Below are 17,099 nucleotides of genomic sequence, written 5' to 3' on the forward strand. Positions count from 1 at the left end.
GCATTCATAAAAGATCTTGAGAAGATCATTTTCTGCAACGGAGAAGGCGGAATTATTTTGTAGAAGCGTTAGCGGTCCCCTTTGCCCCCGGATTTCAACATTTGAATCATATTTTCAAGGGAATCTGGGGGCAACAGGGATCGGATAAATAATCCGCATTCGTAGTGATGATATGCAGACAATCTCTAGTCTAAGGGGAGGAACTCATGACATTACCGGCATTATCGACCGCCACTCATCTGGTCAACGTACCGCTGCTGTACAAGGGCAAGGTTCGTGAACTGTACGACCTGGGCGAGCACGTACTCATTGTAGTAACCGACCGCATTTCCGCTTTTGACTATGTGCTGGAGCCGCCCGTGCCGGCTAAAGGAACCGTGCTGAACAAGCTGAGCGCCTTCTGGTTCGAACAAACGGAGCAGCTTATCCGCAATCATGTCGTGCATACCGACGTGAACCTGCTGGGCGATGCCGTCAAGGACAAGGACCTGCTGGACGGACGCATCATGGTGTGCCGGAGGGCCGAGCGCATCGATATCGAATGCGTCGTGCGCGGGTACATCACCGGCGGAGGCTGGAGGCAGTATCAGTCGTCGGGGGAGGTCAACGGCATTCAGCTGCCGGAGGGCCTGCGCAAGAACGAGGCTTTTCCGGAGCCGATCTTCACGCCGGCGGCCAAGAACGATGTCGGTCATGACGAGGACATCCCGCTTTCCCGCATGAAGGAGCTTGTCGGCGAGGAACTGGCATTGCAGCTGCAGGACAAAAGCCTGATGCTGTACAAGTTTGCCCGCGATTACTGCCGCAAGCAAGGCATTATTTTGGCCGATTGCAAGTTTGAGTTCGGATTGATCGACGGAGAGATCGTTCTGATCGACGAGATCTTCACGCCGGATTCCTCCCGTTTCTGGGATGAGAAGAATTATGCGCTCGACATTGAGATCGACAGTATGGATAAGGAGCCGGTACGCACGTATCTTGCTTCGTCCGACTGGGATAAGAACAGTGAGCCGGATCCGCTGCCGCAAGCCGTGGTGGAGGAGACGACGCGCCGCTACAGCGATATTTACAGCCGAATCACGGGTGTTAGCCTGTAAGCTTTGATAAACCATTTCATTCATATATACCGAGGAGGAACAGGATACAATGTTGAAAGCAAAGGTCTACGTCACGATTAAGCAGAGCGTATTGGACCCTCAAGGGGTAGCGGTGCAGGGGGCGCTTCATTCGATTGGGTACAAGGAAGTGGAGAGTCTGCGGATCGGTAAATATATGGAACTTGAGCTGGGTACGGACAACCGTGAGGAAGCCGAGCTGCGAGTGAAAGAAATGTGCGAGAAGCTTCTGGCCAATACGGTGGTAGAGAACTACCGTTATGAATTGGAGGGCTAAACCAATGAGATTTGCAGTGCTGGTCTTTCCTGGCTCCAACTGTGACATTGACTGCTATAAGGCGGTAGAAGAGACGATCGGTCAGCCGGTGGATTATGTATGGCATACGGCAACGGACCTTTCCCCATACGATTGTATTTTGGTGCCAGGCGGATTCTCCTATGGAGACTATCTGCGGTGTGGTGCGATTTCCCGGTTCGCCCCGGTCATGAACGAAGTGGCGAAAGCGGCGGAAGAGGGCAAGTATATTCTGGGCATTTGCAACGGATTTCAGATCTTGACGGAAGCCGGACTTCTTCCGGGAGCCCTGCGGCGCAATGATTCGATGAAATTCCGCTGCCATGACACGGTGCTTAAAGTGAACAATAATACAACGCCGTTTACCCGCGATTACGCGGAGGGACAAGAGATTGTCATTCCGATCGCGCATGGCGAAGGCAACTATTACTGTGATGAAGAAACGCTTCAAAAGCTCCGGGACAACCGGCAAATCGTATTTACGTATCAAGACAATCCGAACGGCTCGATCGAGGATATCGCGGGCATCTGCAACGAGCGCGGCAACGTGATCGGCATGATGCCGCATCCGGAGCGCGCGGTGAGCAGCCTGCTCGGCTCGGATGACGGTAAAGCAATGTTTACATCCATATTACAGGCATGGAGGGATACTCATGGCGCAGCAAACGTCCGTTAAGGAACCGACGGCAGAACAGATCGCAGAGCATCAGATTTACAAGCAGATGGGAGTTTCGGACAGCGAGTATGAGCTGATCTGTTCCTTCATGGGACGCAAGCCGAATTACACGGAAATCGGCGTATTCAGCGTCATGTGGTCCGAGCACTGCGCCTACAAAAACTCCAAGCCCCTGCTTCGCCGCTTCCCGACAAGCGGCCCACGGGTCCTGATGGGACCGGGCGAAGGCGCAGGGATCGTCGATATCGGCGACAACCAAGCGGTCGTATTCAAAATCGAAAGCCATAACCACCCTTCCGCTGTAGAGCCTTACCAAGGCGCAGCTACGGGCGTAGGCGGCATAATCCGCGATATTTTCTCCATGGGGGCAAGACCGGTAGCGATTCTAAACTCGCTTCGTTTCGGCAAGCTGGAGAGCGATCGCGTTAAATATTTGTTCGAACACGTGGTATCTGGCATAGCCGGCTACGGAAACTGCATCGGAATCCCGACGGTAGGCGGCGAGGTGGTATTCGACGAGAGCTACGAAGGCAATCCGCTGGTCAATGCGATGTGCGTAGGCGTTATCGACCATGACAAGATTCAGCGCGGCGTTGCAAAAGGGGTAGGCAATCCGGTCTTTTATGTCGGACCTCCGACAGGCCGAGACGGAATTCATGGAGCAACCTTCGCTTCCGTTGAGCTGACGGAGGAATCCGAAGCGAACCGTACGGCCGTTCAGGTCGGCGATCCGTTCATGGAGAAACTCGTGATGGAATCCTGCCTCGAGCTGATCGATTCCGGCATCGTGCTGGGCATTCAGGATATGGGCGCAGCCGGACTGACTTGCTCCAGTGCCGAGATGGCAAGCAAAGCAGGCAATGGCCTGGAGCTGTACCTGGATCAGGTGCCTCAGCGCGAAGAGGGCATGACGCCTTATGAAATGATGCTGTCGGAATCCCAGGAGCGCATGCTGTTCGTCGTTGAGCCGAAACATGAAGCGCAAGCGCGCGAAATCTTCGAGCGTTGGGGCGTTATCTGCGCCAAAGTCGGCAAGGTAACGGACGATGGCCGCCTGAAGCTGATCCACCACGGCGAGGTGGTTGGCGACATGCCGGTTAAAGCGCTCGTCGACGAGTGCCCGATTTATAACAAACCATCCCAAGAACCGGCTTATTATCAAGAGCAGGCTGCGGTGGATACGCTCCGTTATGAAGAAGTGAAGGACTTGGGCGGCGCCCTCAAGAAGGTGCTCGCTTCGCCAAGCCTTGCGAGCAAAGCATGGGTCTACAACCAATACGATTATATGGTTCGCACCAGCACGGCCGTTCGTCCGGGCTCGGATGCAGCCGTCGTAACGGTGCATGGAACGCGTAAAGCCCTGGCGATGACAACGGACTGCAACGGACGTTACGTCTACCTCGACCCTGAGCTCGGCGGCAGAATCGCGGTCAGCGAAGCGGCGCGCAATATCGTGTGCTCCGGTGCCGAACCGCTGGCAATTACGGATAACCTGAACTTCGGAAGCCCGGAGAAGCCGGAAATTTTCTGGCAGATGGAAAAAGCCGTGGACGGCATGGCGGAAGCTTGCCGTGAGCTTGAAACGCCGGTCATCGGCGGAAACGTCAGCCTCTACAACGAGAATGCCAAAGGCGCGATTTATCCGACGCCGGTTGTCGGCATGGTCGGCCTGATCCATGATACGGATCATATTACGACGCAAGCCTTCAAGGCGGAGGGCGATGCCATCTACGTTCTGGGCGATACCCGTGCCGAACTGGGAGGCAGCGAGTTCCAAGCGATCCTGCACGGGGTGTCGGAAGGCAGACCGCCGGAGCTGAACCTGGATACCGAGAAGAAATTGCTCGGCGGCGTACTGAAAGCCATCCAATCGGGTCTGGTCCAATCGGCGCATGACGTGTCGGAGGGCGGACTTGCAGCAGCGCTTGCGGAAAGCTGCATCAGCGGAGGCATCGGCGCGAGCGTGAAATGGGCAACCGATCTGCGCAACGACGTGGCGCTGTTCAGCGAGAGCCAATCCCGGATCGTGCTGTCCGCGTCTCCTGATGACAAGAATGCGCTGGAGAAGCTCCTGCAAGAAGCGGGCGTTCCATTTACCGCGCTTGGCGTAGTCGGCGGAAACAAGCTTAGCATTAACATTAACGGTGCTTCTGCGCTGGAAGAATCCGTGGAGGCTTTGAAATCCGTCTGGGAGGATGCCATTCCATGTCTCATGAACTGATACCCGAAGGACTGTGGACAGGGGATTACTACAATGAGGGAACAGGTCAGAGCGATATTTTCGATACCTTAAAAGAAGAGTGCGGCGTATTCGGGGTGTTTGGGCATCCCGATGCCGCCTCCCTTTCCTATTACGGGCTTCACGCCCTCCAGCACCGCGGCGAGGAGAGCGCGGGAATCTGCGTGGCCGACGGCGAGAATTTCAATTATCACCGCGGTATGGGGCTGGTAAAAGAAGTGTTTGATAAAGACAAGCTGGAATCGCTGCAGGGCAGCATGTCGATCGGGCATGTCCGGTATTCGACCAGCGGGGACAGCAGGCTGACGAATGCGCAGCCGCTCGTCTTTAAATATCGTGAGGGCAATCTGGCGATTGCTACGAACGGCAACATCGTAAACGAGCCGAAGCTTCGGCGCGAGCTGGAGATGGAAGGCTCCATTTTCCAAACGACCAGCGATACGGAGGTCATTGCGCATCTGATCGCGCGTTCGCCGAAGGATTTTGTCGAGGCTGCCAAGGATGCCTTGCAGCGCCTGGTGGGCGGCTTTGCGTTTCTGCTCATGACCAATGACAAGCTGCTCGTCGCCTCGGACCCGAACGGACTCCGTCCACTCACGATGGGTCGTCTGGGCGATGCGTACATCTTCACCTCCGAGACCTGTGCGCTTGAAGTTATCGGAGCTGAGGCGATTCGCGACGTCGCTCCCGGGGAGCTGCTGATCCTCGATCGGAACGGGCTTCGGGAAGAGCGGTACACGGAAGCGGGACGCAAAGCGTTGTGCGCGATGGAATATATTTATTTTTCCCGTCCGGACAGCGATCTGAACGGCTCCAACCTGCATTCGGCCCGCAAACGGATGGGCAGCAAAATGGCCCTGGAATCGTTCGTGGATGCGGATGTGGTCACGGGCGTACCGGATTCCAGCATCTCGGCCGCCATCGGTTATGCCGAACAGACGGGCATTCCTTACGAGCTGGGATTGATCAAGAACAAATACACGGGCCGGACGTTCATTCAGCCGAGCCAGGAGCTGCGCGAGCAGGGCGTGAAGATGAAGCTGAGCGCGGTACGACGCGTGGTCGAAGGCAAACGGGTGGTCATGATCGATGATTCCATCGTACGGGGAACCACGTCCCGCCGGATCGTCAATCTGCTTCGCGAAGCGGGCGCGACCGAAGTGCATGTGCGGATTACGTCGCCGCCGTTCAAGAATCCATGCTTCTACGGCATCGACACGCCGGATCGCAGGGAATTAATCGCCTCCGAGAAAAGTGTCGAGGAAATCTGCCGGGAGATCAATGCGGATTCCCTGTCGTTCCTGAGTCCGGAGGGACTGATATCCGCCATTGGCGGTTATGATGAGCACAGCCCTAAAGGCGGCTTGTGCATGGCATGCTTTGATAATGAGTACCCGACGCAGATTGATTTCAACGGGGAAGAGAAGATGGGCTGCAGCTGCTGATTCTGCAGCGGACAGCCATTTTTTCTCGGATACACCCATTAAGTGCGTGTTCAAAAAGGTCGGTTTTCAGCACCGAGAAGGTTGGTTTGAACAACCTCTTTAAGCTGATTATTGATTAAGCCCATAAATGATGTGTGAACTGAACTGATACTTTCGTCATAACGAAAAAGGAGTGTTGAGCGCGTGTCTGATACTTACAAACAAGCAGGCGTGGATATCGCTGCAGGCAACGAAGCGGTAGAGCGGATGAAAAAGCATGTCAAAACGACTTTCAGGCCGGAAGTCATGACGGACCTCGGTGGTTTTGGCGCACTGTTCAAGCTGAATAAAGACCAATATGAAGAGCCGGTACTCGTCTCAGGCACGGATGGCGTCGGCACAAAGCTGAAGCTTGCATTCGCGATGGACCAACATGATACCATCGGCATCGATGCGGTAGCGATGTGCGTGAACGATATCGTGGTGCAGGGCGCAGAACCGCTCTTTTTTCTCGACTATTTAGCGTGCGACAAGGTCATTCCGTCCAAAATCGAGTCCATCGTCAAAGGGATCGCCGACGGATGCAATCAGGCGGGCTGTTCCCTGATCGGCGGGGAAACGGCGGAGATGCCGGGCATGTACAGCGAAGGAGAGTATGACATCGCGGGCTTTACCGTGGGGATTGTCGACAAAAGCAAAATGATCAACGGGTCGAATATCGCGGCAGGCGACACGGTGATTGGCTTAGCATCCAGCGGCGTGCACAGCAACGGCTTCTCGCTCGTCCGCAAGCTGCTTCTGGAGGATGCCGGCTACTCGCTGCAGCAGGAACTCCCGGAACTGGGCGGACGTCTTGGCGACGTACTGCTCGCACCAACCAAGATTTACGTGAAGCCGCTGCTCGAACTGATGAAAGAGATCGAAGTAAAGGGCATGGCGCATATCACGGGCGGCGGATTTATCGAAAATATTCCGCGCATGCTGCCGGATGGCGTCAACGTCGATATCGAATACGGCTCTTGGCCGATTCTGCCGATTTTTAAGCTGATGCAGGAAAAAGGCGACATTTCGAACAAGGACATGTTTACGACATTTAATATGGGGATCGGCATGGTGCTTGTCGTTAAGGAGCAGGATGCAGACGGGGTGCTTCAATTCCTCCGCTCCGCAGGCGAAGAGGCTTATGCGATCGGCCGCGTGACCGAAGGCGAGCGCATCGTAACCTTCACGGGAGCTGAGGTGTAATGAGAGCGTTTCGGATGGCGGTGTTCGCTTCCGGAAGAGGCAGCAACTTTCAGGCTTTGGTCGATGCGCAGCAAAGCGGAGTCATGGGCGGCGAGATCAGCATTCTGGTATGCGACAAGCCTCAGGCTCCCGTAGTGGAGCTGGCTAAAGCAGCGAAAGTGGATGTATTCGCCTTTCAGCCGAAGGAATATGCCTCAAAGGAAGATTACGAACGGGAAATTGCGGCAGAGCTTCAGCAGCGCGGTGTCGAATTAATTGTCCTTGCAGGATATATGCGGCTATTGAGTCCTTCCTTTGTCGAGTTCTATAACGGACGGATTATCAATATTCATCCTTCGCTCCTGCCTGCTTTTCCAGGCAAAGACGCGATCGGCCAAGCGCTTGCGTATGGCGTGAAGATGACCGGCGTCACGGTGCATTTCGTGGATGGCGGCATGGATACCGGGCCGGTTATCGCTCAGAAAGCCGTTGAAATCAAGGACGGCGATACGGCGGAAACGCTGGCAGAACGCATTCACGCCGTGGAGCAGAAGTTATACTCTGAAGTCGTTTCCTGGTTTGCCCAGGGGCGGATTTCGCTGAACGGGCGGAATGTGACGATTGCCTAATAGGCTTTTGTAATAAAAGCGGACAAGGTCTTACAGTGAATCGACATGTTCGATATTTCTCGGGAAATAATTTGCAATTATGGATCTTCGACAGCATCTACGGTATCAAGACAGGCCTAACTTAGTAGATTTTCATTCAAAATAGGGGGTATGAACGTGGGTATCAAAAGAGCTTTGGTCAGCGTGTCGGATAAAACCGGCGTCGTGGAATTTTGCCGCGAGTTGTCTTCATTGGGTGTAGAGATCATTTCGACAGGAGGGACGAAGAATCTCCTAGCAAAAGAAGGCGTTCCTGTCATCGGCATTTCCGATGTGACCGGATTCCCGGAAATTCTGGACGGACGCGTCAAAACCCTCCATCCAGCGGTGCACAGCGGCTTGCTTGCCATTCGCGACAGCGAGGAGCATCAGCGTCAAATGCAGGAGCTGGGCCTCGATTACATCGATCTGGTCGTGGTGAACCTGTACCCGTTCCAGGAAACGATCGCGAAGCCGGATGTCGAGTATGAAGACGCGATCGAAAATATCGACATCGGCGGGCCGACGATGCTGCGTTCGGCTGCGAAAAACCATGCTTTTGTGAGCGTGGTTGTCGATGCGGCGGATTACGGCAGCGTGATCGAGGAAATCCGCGGCGGCGGCGATACGACGCTGGAAACCCGGAAGCGCCTTGCAGCCAAGGTATTCCGTCATACGGCTGCCTACGATACGCTCATTTCCGATTATTTGTCGAATGTGACAGGGGATCCGCTTCCTGAGCGCTTTAGCGTCACCTACGAGAAGATCCAGGATCTTCGCTATGGCGAAAATCCGCATCAAAAGGCGGCATTTTACCGGAAGCCGCTGGCTCCTGCGGGAACGTTGACGACCGCCGAGCAGCTGCACGGCAAAGAGCTCTCCTACAACAATATCAATGACGCAAACGCGGCTCTGCAGATCGTGAAGGAATTCGACGAGCCGACCGTGGTGGCCGTGAAGCATATGAATCCTTGCGGCGTCGGCATCGGGACGAATGTATTGGAAGCTTATCAAAAAGCTTACAATGCGGATCCGACGTCCATCTTCGGCGGCATCGTGGCCGCAAACCGGACGATTGACGCTCCGACGGCCGACCTGCTGAAGGATATTTTCCTTGAAATTATCCTGGCACCGGACTTCACGCCGGAGGCACTGGAGATTCTGACGAAAAAGAAAAACATCCGTCTGCTGAAGATGGGCGAGTTCGGCTCGGCCAAGGAGCGCCAAAGCACGCTTGCCGTAACAACCATCGAAGGCGGCATGATCGTCCAAGAAAGCGATGTGCATTCCCTCGATGCGGCTGACCTGAAGGTCGTGACGGACCGCGAGCCGACCGAAGCCGAACTGAAGCAGCTGCTCTTCGGCTGGAAGGTGGTCAAGCACGTCAAGTCGAACGCGATAGTACTGGCGGCTGACGACATGACCGTCGGCGTTGGCGCAGGCCAAATGAACCGTGTCGGTTCCGCGCGCATTGCGGTGGAGCAGGCGGGAGAGAAAGCCAAAGGCGCCGTTCTTGCTTCCGATGCCTTCTTCCCAATGGGCGATACCGTGGAGCTTGCGGCGAAAGCCGGCATTACCGCCATCATTCAGCCGGGTGGCTCCATTAAGGATGAGGAATCCATTAAGGCTGCCAACGAATACGGGATCGCCATGGTCTTTACCGGCGTGAGACATTTCAAGCACTAATTCATGAGCATATAAAGGGAGCTTTGCTACAGCCGTCAGGCTGCTGCTGAAGGATCACCTTTGATTCAGCAACATATAGAGGCGACGCCGCGCTTAGCGCGCGCCGCCTTTACGTTTAAGGGGCGAAAGGTCGACTTATCGCTTTGCCCCGTAAATGATTCATGCGGTGAAACGATATCGCGGGCAATATGAAATGATTCGGGAGGGGTAAACCATGGATATTTTGGTTATCGGAGGCGGCGGAAGAGAGCATGCCATCGTATGGGCACTGGCAAAGAGCCCGAAAGCAGGCACCATTTACTGTGCGCCGGGCAATGCCGGAATCGGGCAGCTGGCCGAAAACGTGCCGATTGCGGTATCGGAATTTGATAAGCTGGCGGCTTTCGCCGTAGAGAAGCAGGTGGGTCTCATTGTTGTCGGTCCGGATGATCCGCTGGCGGAAGGCATCGTGGATGCGTTTGACGCTACGGGCATCCCGGTATTCGGTCCGCGCAAAAACGCGGCCGAAATCGAGGGCAGCAAAACCTTCATGAAGGATCTGCTCCATAAATACAGCATACCGACAGCGGCTTACGCGAAGTTCGACAATTACGAGGAGGCGCTTGCTTACTTGCGCCAGCAAGGCGCGCCGATCGTCGTGAAAGCGGACGGGCTCGCAGCAGGCAAGGGCGTTACCGTTGCGCGGACCATCGAGGAAGCCGAGCAGGCACTCAGCGACATCATGCAATCGAAGGTGTTTGGCGATGCCGGAAGCCGCGTAGTTATCGAGGAGTTCCTGGAAGGCCAGGAAATGTCGATCCTCGCCTTTGTGGACGGAGAAACCGTGAAGCCGATGGCAGCCGCGCAGGATCACAAGCCGGCCTATGACGGGGACCAGGGGCCAAATACCGGAGGAATGGGAACGTATTCGCCATTGCCTCATATTCAGCCGTCCATCATCGAAGAGGCCATTGAGACGATCATCAAGCCTACGGCAAAAGCGATGGTTGCCGAAGGACGTCCGTTCCGCGGCGTTCTGTTTGCCGGATTGATGATCACGCCGGACGGCAGACCGAAGACCATTGAATTCAATGCCAGATTCGGCGATCCGGAAGCGCAGGTTGTATTGCCGCGCCTGAAGACCGATCTGCTTGACGTTTTCCTTGCTGCCGTGAACGGAACCCTGGCTGATCTTGAGCTGGAGTGGGGCGATGAAGCAGCCGTATGCGTCATTTTGGCTTCCGGCGGTTACCCTGCATCGTATCCGAAAGGAATCGCGATCACTGGTCTGGACAATGAGCAGGACGGGACGATCGTATTTCACGCGGGCACTTCTCGTGATGCTGATGGAACCTGGAGAACGAACGGGGGACGTGTCCTGGGCGTTGTCGGTTTAGGCGCAGATATCGCTGCGGCACGCGCGAAAGCCTATGAACGGGCAGAAGCGATTGCGTTCGAAGGCAAGTTTAACCGGACGGATATTGCACTGAAAGCACTGCAATAAGCAAGCTCATTCACTAACAACCATACGTAAAAATAAAGGACTGCCGCAGATCGGTTTCTAAAGATCACAAGCGGTAGTCCTTTCTTGCTGTTATCGGAAATGCATGGGGAAGCCAAGCTTAGAGGCAAGATCCGCTCATGGCAGACCCGGGCACATCTGTTTCTATTTCCCACTATTGTGCAAACGTTTGTTCAACAAGCAGGCATTTATGATGGCTTCTTGTCTCAAATAACGTGCAGAATGACCGGATTGCACAGTATCTGCACAACTATTTTTATGATAACTTACGAAATACAGTGAATACCGAAGGTAATAGAAGATTATATGCCTAAAATGGGGAAAAATGATCTGTGCAAACGTTTTTACATTCGATATTAAATGTTGTATGATGTTTTCAGTGAATGAAGCGCTTTCTCAACGAGATTTTTCCTAAGTATCTCGCCAGATGCTACATAGAAAAAGAGACGCTGAAAATTTTCTGAAATCGTTTGCGCAGATTTCCAACATTTTCTGATCATTTATTGAGAGGGGTAATCATGGAATGAAGATGAAGAAGTTACTTACGCTAGCTGCAACCTTCACGTTGGCGTTCTCCATTACAGCGTGCGGAGGAAATACGGCCGCTCCAGCTACGGAGGCACCTGCTGAGACTCCGCCAGCACAGGAAACGCCGGCCGAAAATACAGAGACACAGGAACTTAAGCCAGAAGAAGGCGCGAAATTGGTCGTATGGGAAAGCCGGGACGAAAGAGCTTACACCGATGCGGTCGCCAAAGAATTTACCGAGAAATACGGCGTTGAAGTGACCATTGAAGAATTGTCCCCAACTGATCAAGTAACCAAGCTTGCGCAAGACGGACCATCCGGCTTGGCTGCCGACGTTGTACTGTTCCCTCACGATAACCTGGGTAAAGCCGTAGCGACAAACCTGGTTCTGCCTAACGATTTTTATGAAGAAAAAACGAAAAGCAACAACACGGAAGCAGCCATCCAAGGCGTAAGCTATGACGGCGTTCTGTACGGATACCCTCGCGCTGCGGAAACTTACCTGATGTACTACAACAAGGACTTGGTAAAAGAAGTTCCGACAACGATGGAAGAGGTTATCGAATTCAGCAAAACCTTCACCGACAAATCCAAGAACAAGTATGGATTCATGTTCGAGACAGGCAACCTGTACTTCGCTTATCCGTTCCTTGCTTCCAACGGTGGATACATCTTCGGTAACGGCGGTGCCGACGTCAACGATATCGGCTTGAACAACGAAGGCGCAGTGAAGAGCATGGAAGTATATGCAAGCCTTAAGGAAATCCTTCCGGTTAAATCCGGCGATATTACGCCTGATATCAAACGCGGATTGTTCACGGCCGGCGATCTGGCGATGGACATTAACGGACCATGGGAGCTTGGCGGATACAAAGAAGCGCTTGGCGACAAGCTCGGCGTTGCTCCAATCCCGACGATCGGCGGTCAGCCTGCCGTATCGTTCTCCGGTATCAAAGCTTGGTACGTAAGCTCGTTCACGAAGTATCCGCAAGCAGCTCGTCTGTTCGCCGACTTCGCAACGTCCAAAGAAGCACAATTGCAATTGAGCGCATTGGTTGGTTCGGTTCCGACCAACAACGAAGCTCAAGAAGACGATCAAATCAAGAACGACGAGTATGTATCGGCATTCACGGAGCAGTTCAAATCTTCCCAGCCGATGCCGTCAGTACCGGAAATGGCTAACGTATGGTCTCCAGTAGGCGCTGCGCTGGCTGAGATCTGGGACAACAACAAAGACGTGAAAGAAACGCTGGATAAAGCTGTAACTCAAGTGAAAGACCTCAACAGTGGTGGAGCTGGCGAGTAATAGCGTTCTTATATAATACGAGACAGATGAAGAAGTTCACCCGCCGAACAACCGGCGGGTGATTCCTCGATTATACGGAGAGGAGAATGGAGGGAGCATGCGTCAACATCGTATCACAGCGGCCGTATTATCAGCCATCTGCATGGGTCTGGGTCAGCTTTACAATCGGCAATGGATCAAAGGCGTTATTTTACTTATCGTAGGCGTATTCAGTCTGTATTACTTCATTAACAACCTGGGTGATGCCATCTGGGGAATGGTAACATTGGGAGAACAGGGGAGCCATTTAGAAAAAGTCAACGGCTTGACCCAAATGGTAGCGGGTGACCATTCCATCAATCTCCTGATTGAAGGACTTATCACCTTAATTATGTTTGCGCTCTTTCTTATTGGCTACTATGCCAACATCAAAAACGCATATAACGCTGGAAAACTAAGGGAAAAGGGTGTAACGCCCAACAATTTCAGACAGACCCTTTACTATATTTTCGAATGGAAATTTGCGCAATCTTTCCTGACACTGCCGGCGATCGGTATTTTGTTTTTTACGGTCATGCCGATCATCTTCATGGTCCTGCTGGCGTTTACGAACTATTCCGCTCCAAACAATCTGCCGCCTGCAAGCCTGGTGGATTGGGTTGGCTTCAAAACCTTTACCAATCTCGTTGCACTAAAATCGTGGAGCCACACCTTTTTCGGGGTTCTGACCTGGACGATCATCTGGGCGGTGCTCGCAACGGTTACCACGTATTTCGGCGGCGTGCTCGTGGCGCTGCTTATCCAACAAAAAGGAATTCGCTTCAAAGGCGTATGGCGCGTCATCCTGATCATTCCATATGCGATCCCGCAGCTGATCTCGCTGCTTGTCATGCGTAATATGTTTAACGGACAGTTCGGCCCGATCAACCAGTATTTAAGGTACTTCGGTTTGGAAGGACTGCCTTGGCTGACCGATCCGGTCTGGGCTAAAGTGACCGTTATTGTCGTTAATATGTGGGTCGGTATCCCTGTATCCATGCTTCTCGTGATGAGCGTTCTGACCACGATTCCGAAGGATCTCTATGAAGCGGCGGACGTGGATGGAGCGACCGGCTTCCAGAAGTTCAAGATCATTACCCTGCCGATGATTTTGTTCTCGACGGCACCGGTACTGATTACGCAATTTGCCGGTAACATCAACAACTTTAACTTGATTTTCCTCCTGACGAACGGTAACCCGGTGGTGGGCGACTATCAATACGCGGGAGCGACGGACCTGCTCGTCACCTGGCTCTATAAACTGACGCTGGATCAGCAGCGTTACAGCATGGCATCGGCCATCGGTATTATCATCTTCATGATTATTGCGACCTTCTCGATTTACAATTATCGTCGTACCAGATCATTCAAAGAGGAGGATATGATCCAATAATGGGAATTAAAATGAGAAACGCGATCCGCCTGACGGCAAGCTACATCACGCTTGTCATCATCGCGATCGGCTGTATTTACCCGGCGCTCTGGATTGTTCTGGCCTCTTTCCGTCCCGGAAAGTCGTTGTACAGCAAATCCTTGATTCCAGAATCCTTCACGCTCAGTCATTATAAAGAGCTGTTTACGTCCCAAAGCTTCCTGTTTGGCACATGGTACATGAACACGTTGAAAATTGCGGTGTTCTCCATGATTATCGGGACCATTCTTGTCCTGCTTACTAGTTATGCGGTATCCCGCTTCCGGTTCAAAGGCCGTCAGAATGCGCTATCGGTCATTCTCGTGCTGGGGATGTTTCCGGGCTTCATGAGTATGATCGCCCTGTATATCCTGTTGAACTCCCTCGACCTGCTGAATACGCATGCCGCGATGATCATCGTGTATGCGGCCGGGGCGCCGCTTGGCGGAACCCTCATCATGAAGGGCTTCCTGGATACGATACCGCGAAGCTTGGATGAAGCGGCGAAGATTGACGGAGCCACCAACTTCCAGATCTTCCGCAAAATCATTCTGCCGTTGTCGAAGCCGATGATCACGTATATGGGCCTGACGCTGTTCGTCGGCCCATGGGTAGACTTTATCTTTGCCCGACTCGTGCTCCGGACCAAGGAAAACTGGACGCTTGCCGTCGGTCTGTGGGACCTCGTCAACTCCACCCAGGACAGTAACTTTACGTTATTCGCGGCGGCATCGGTGCTGATCGCACTGCCGATCACCCTGCTGTTTGTGTTCCTGCAGCGTTTGCTGGTCGACGGCATGACGGCCGGCGCAAGCAAAGGGTAAGCCCAAAAAACGGATAGCCCAACGCACCGATTTCATCATAAGACACATAGATAGAGAACAGCGAAGAGACACAGCCGGTAATTGCCTTGCTGTGTCTTTTTGCATGTATGCATGCAATCAGGGGGTACATAACATGAACATGACAAAGCGTTTTCAATTCAAGGCGGTCGGCATGAAGCTGTTTGTTATCTTTTTTACAACGATCGTGCTGTTATCTTCGGCGCTGGGGTTATTGTCGTATTCGATCTCCAAGGACACGGTAATGGATCAGGTATCCGAAGCGACCTCGGGGCAGATGATGCAGGCGGCGGACAAGCTGGATTTTCTGTTAGCCCAGTATGAAGCCGCCTCTCGCCAGTGGGCGCTGGACACGGTGCTTCGCGAAGATCTGGTGACGGTCAGCACGGCGGATATCGGCATTCGGGATAAAACCCAGGCCGAGAACCGGATCCGTGAGAAGCTGAACGGGATGGCATCTTCGGATAAACGTCTGCAGGGCATGCGTCTGGTCGCGCCCAATCTTCAGGCTCAAAGCTCCTATAATTCCACGGGCTATTCCGGAATGTCTTCTTCGGACGGGGTGAAGGCGAAGATCGACCGGATTATTCAGGCCGATGGCGAACCGGTATGGTTCCCGACAGAGATAAAGGGTTTTATGGAGAATGAGAATACCGCCACCATGACGATGGGGAGATTGCTGAAAAACCTGAAAAATCCGAATGCGCAGTACGTCCTGCTGATGGATGTCAAGGACGAAGCGGTCGGCGAGGTGCTGGCGAATCTAAAAATAGGGAATAACGGACAGATGCGGATCGTGGCCGAAGATAACCGGATCGTGCACGACATGGACCCGGCCCAGCTGATGCAGCCGTCCGCCATTACGGTTCCTTCAGACGCCGAGGAAGGGGGGATCTATTATACCGCCGACGAGCAGATGGTGGTATATACGCCTTTGAAGACCGCGCCATGGCATATGGTCGGCTTTGCTCCCGTTAGCGATTTCGTGCAGGCCACTGACAAATTGCTTGCCGTGACGCTTGCGGTCATTGTGGCAGCGGTTCTGGTTGCTGTTCTGATCGGCTACTATATGATGCGTACCGTCGGCCGACCGCTGAACCAGATGTGCAGCCTGATGGAAGAGGGAGAGCAGGGGAACTTAAGGGTGCGGACGGAATTCCGCCGTGCCGATGAGATTGGCCGTCTGGGTCAGAGCTTCAACCGGATGATGGGGCAAATCTCCGCTTTGGTCGATCAGACGAATGCGTCGGCGAAGGAAGTGCTGGTTACGGCCGAGGAATTGGCCGAAGCCTCAAGAGGAACGTCGCTTACGGCCGGCGAAATCGCGGCCGCCATGGAACAGATTGCCCAGGGAAGCGGAAGCCTGGCCATGGAGGCCGAACGCGAGAACCAGCTGGCCGAGAACATCGGCGTCCGGATGAGCAAGGTGTCCGATACGAATCAGGTGATCGCGGCCGCGGCGGATCGCGTGCTCCGGGTAACGGGAGAAGGCGCGCAGCATATGGACAGCCTGGTGGAGAAATCGACGCGGATTAACCAGGTGAACCGGGCGATCGTCCAGAATGCGGAGAAGCTGAAGGATAATACCGCATCGATTCACAAAATATTGGAGCTGATGTCGGAGATCACGCATCAGACCAACGTGCTGTCCATTAACGCGACGATTGAAGCGGCCCGCGCCGGAGCGGCAGGCAGCGGCTTCATGGTGGTTGCCAATGAAGTGCGGAGCCTCGCGGATCGTTCCAAGGAGTCGATCCAGACCGTAGGCGCGATGATTCTGGACATTCGGCGCGAGGTGCAGGGCTCCGTGGATGCTTTGACGTCGGCATCGCCGCTCTTTGACGAGCAGCTGCATTCGGTGCAGGAAGCTCAGGGCGTCTTTGATAACGTGCGTCACGAGATGGATGCGCTCTTAACCGAGATCAGCGAGTCTACGCATGCGGTGGAGGTTCTGATCGATTCCCAGCTGGCGCTGACCGACTCCATATCGGAGGCGAGCTCGATTGTCCAGGAAACCAGCGCCGCCACGGAGGAGGTCGCTTCGATGTCGTCCGAGCAGTTCAAGGTGAGCGAGAAGCTGGTCGGCCTGTCGTCGCGATTGGAGGAGCTGTCGGAGGGCTTGCGTAAGTCTTTGGTGATGTTTAGGACGTAAATGGTTTTCTCTATAGTGAGACGCTGCGAGTACGT

The 17,099-nt window shown here is 53.9% G+C and carries 13 protein-coding genes; all 13 read left to right on the forward strand.

The window, feature by feature from the left end; translation table 11 throughout:
* Window positions 1–206: 206 nt before the first annotated feature.
* On the forward strand, window positions 207–1,097 hold the full coding sequence (locus MHI43_RS04765) for a phosphoribosylaminoimidazolesuccinocarboxamide synthase (RefSeq protein WP_036661950.1): 891 nt from the start codon (window positions 207–209) through the stop codon (window positions 1,095–1,097).
* Between the two features lie 49 nt (window positions 1,098–1,146).
* Window positions 1,147–1,392, forward strand: a complete 246-nt coding sequence (gene purS, locus MHI43_RS04770) for a phosphoribosylformylglycinamidine synthase subunit PurS (RefSeq protein ID WP_012819094.1) — start codon at window positions 1,147–1,149, stop codon at window positions 1,390–1,392.
* A gap of 4 nt (window positions 1,393–1,396) precedes the next feature.
* Window positions 1,397–2,086 (forward strand): phosphoribosylformylglycinamidine synthase subunit PurQ, encoded by a 690-nt coding sequence (gene purQ, locus MHI43_RS04775; protein ID WP_012819095.1) that lies wholly within the window; start codon window positions 1,397–1,399, stop codon window positions 2,084–2,086.
* On the forward strand, window positions 2,064–4,307 hold the full coding sequence (gene purL, locus MHI43_RS04780) for a phosphoribosylformylglycinamidine synthase subunit PurL (protein ID WP_036661946.1): 2,244 nt from the start codon (window positions 2,064–2,066) through the stop codon (window positions 4,305–4,307). The genes purQ and purL overlap by 23 nt, the downstream gene beginning before the upstream one ends.
* Complete coding sequence (purF, locus tag MHI43_RS04785) at window positions 4,292–5,770, forward strand: amidophosphoribosyltransferase (protein ID WP_009592356.1); 1,479 nt, start codon at window positions 4,292–4,294, stop codon at window positions 5,768–5,770. Before purL ends, purF begins: the two co-directional genes overlap by 16 nt.
* 183 nt (window positions 5,771–5,953) lie before the next feature.
* Complete coding sequence (gene purM, locus MHI43_RS04790; protein ID WP_036661943.1) at window positions 5,954–6,994, forward strand: phosphoribosylformylglycinamidine cyclo-ligase; 1,041 nt, start codon at window positions 5,954–5,956, stop codon at window positions 6,992–6,994.
* Window positions 6,994–7,602, forward strand: a complete 609-nt coding sequence (gene purN, locus MHI43_RS04795; protein ID WP_036661941.1) for a phosphoribosylglycinamide formyltransferase — start codon at window positions 6,994–6,996, stop codon at window positions 7,600–7,602. Before purM ends, purN begins: the two co-directional genes overlap by 1 nt.
* 156 nt (window positions 7,603–7,758) lie before the next feature.
* Window positions 7,759–9,306 carry a bifunctional phosphoribosylaminoimidazolecarboxamide formyltransferase/IMP cyclohydrolase gene (gene purH / locus MHI43_RS04800; protein WP_036661938.1) on the forward strand — a complete coding sequence of 516 codons (1,548 nt, stop codon included), beginning with the start codon at window positions 7,759–7,761 and terminating at the stop codon, window positions 9,304–9,306.
* A 214-nt stretch (window positions 9,307–9,520) separates the two neighbouring features.
* The gene (gene purD, locus MHI43_RS04805; RefSeq protein WP_036661936.1) at window positions 9,521–10,789 is read left to right on the forward strand and encodes a phosphoribosylamine--glycine ligase; all 1,269 of its coding nucleotides are present in this window, start codon (window positions 9,521–9,523) and stop codon (window positions 10,787–10,789) included.
* 541 nt (window positions 10,790–11,330) lie between these two features.
* Entirely contained in the window at window positions 11,331–12,641 is a 1,311-nt protein-coding gene (locus MHI43_RS04810; RefSeq protein WP_009592303.1) for a maltose ABC transporter substrate-binding protein, read from the forward strand.
* 97 nt (window positions 12,642–12,738) lie between these two features.
* A complete protein-coding gene (locus MHI43_RS04815) occupies window positions 12,739–14,052 on the forward strand; it encodes a sugar ABC transporter permease (protein ID WP_009592315.1) in 1,314 nt (437 codons plus the stop codon).
* Window positions 14,052–14,894: a sugar ABC transporter permease gene (locus MHI43_RS04820; RefSeq protein ID WP_009592355.1), complete on the forward strand. Its 843-nt coding sequence runs from the start codon at window positions 14,052–14,054 to the stop codon at window positions 14,892–14,894. Before MHI43_RS04815 ends, MHI43_RS04820 begins: the two co-directional genes overlap by 1 nt.
* A gap of 133 nt (window positions 14,895–15,027) precedes the next feature.
* Window positions 15,028–17,064 (forward strand): methyl-accepting chemotaxis protein, encoded by a 2,037-nt coding sequence (locus MHI43_RS04825; protein ID WP_036661934.1) that lies wholly within the window; start codon window positions 15,028–15,030, stop codon window positions 17,062–17,064.
* Window positions 17,065–17,099 lie beyond the last annotated feature (35 nt).

Origin of the sequence: Paenibacillus sp. FSL H8-0457 (assembly GCF_038051935.1) — a bacterium.
GTDB lineage: Bacteria > Bacillota > Bacilli > Paenibacillales > Paenibacillaceae > Paenibacillus_AQ > Paenibacillus_AQ lautus_A.

Bases quoted from the DNA above. Each gene is read 5' to 3' on its own strand.
- MHI43_RS04765 (WP_036661950.1), top strand. From the start codon at position 207: ATGACATTACCGGCATTATCGACCGCCACTCATCTGGTCAACGTACCG.
- purS (WP_012819094.1), top strand. From the start codon at position 1,147: ATGTTGAAAGCAAAGGTCTACGTCACGATTAAGCAGAGCGTATTGGAC.
- purQ (WP_012819095.1), top strand. From the start codon at position 1,397: ATGAGATTTGCAGTGCTGGTCTTTCCTGGCTCCAACTGTGACATTGAC.
- purL (WP_036661946.1), top strand. From the start codon at position 2,064: ATGGCGCAGCAAACGTCCGTTAAGGAACCGACGGCAGAACAGATCGCA.
- purF (WP_009592356.1), top strand. From the start codon at position 4,292: ATGTCTCATGAACTGATACCCGAAGGACTGTGGACAGGGGATTACTAC.
- purN (WP_036661941.1), top strand. From the start codon at position 6,994: ATGAGAGCGTTTCGGATGGCGGTGTTCGCTTCCGGAAGAGGCAGCAAC.
- purD (WP_036661936.1), top strand. From the start codon at position 9,521: ATGGATATTTTGGTTATCGGAGGCGGCGGAAGAGAGCATGCCATCGTA.
- MHI43_RS04810 (WP_009592303.1), top strand. From the start codon at position 11,331: ATGAAGATGAAGAAGTTACTTACGCTAGCTGCAACCTTCACGTTGGCG.
- MHI43_RS04815 (WP_009592315.1), top strand. From the start codon at position 12,739: ATGCGTCAACATCGTATCACAGCGGCCGTATTATCAGCCATCTGCATG.
- MHI43_RS04820 (WP_009592355.1), top strand. From the start codon at position 14,052: ATGGGAATTAAAATGAGAAACGCGATCCGCCTGACGGCAAGCTACATC.
- MHI43_RS04825 (WP_036661934.1), top strand. From the start codon at position 15,028: ATGAACATGACAAAGCGTTTTCAATTCAAGGCGGTCGGCATGAAGCTG.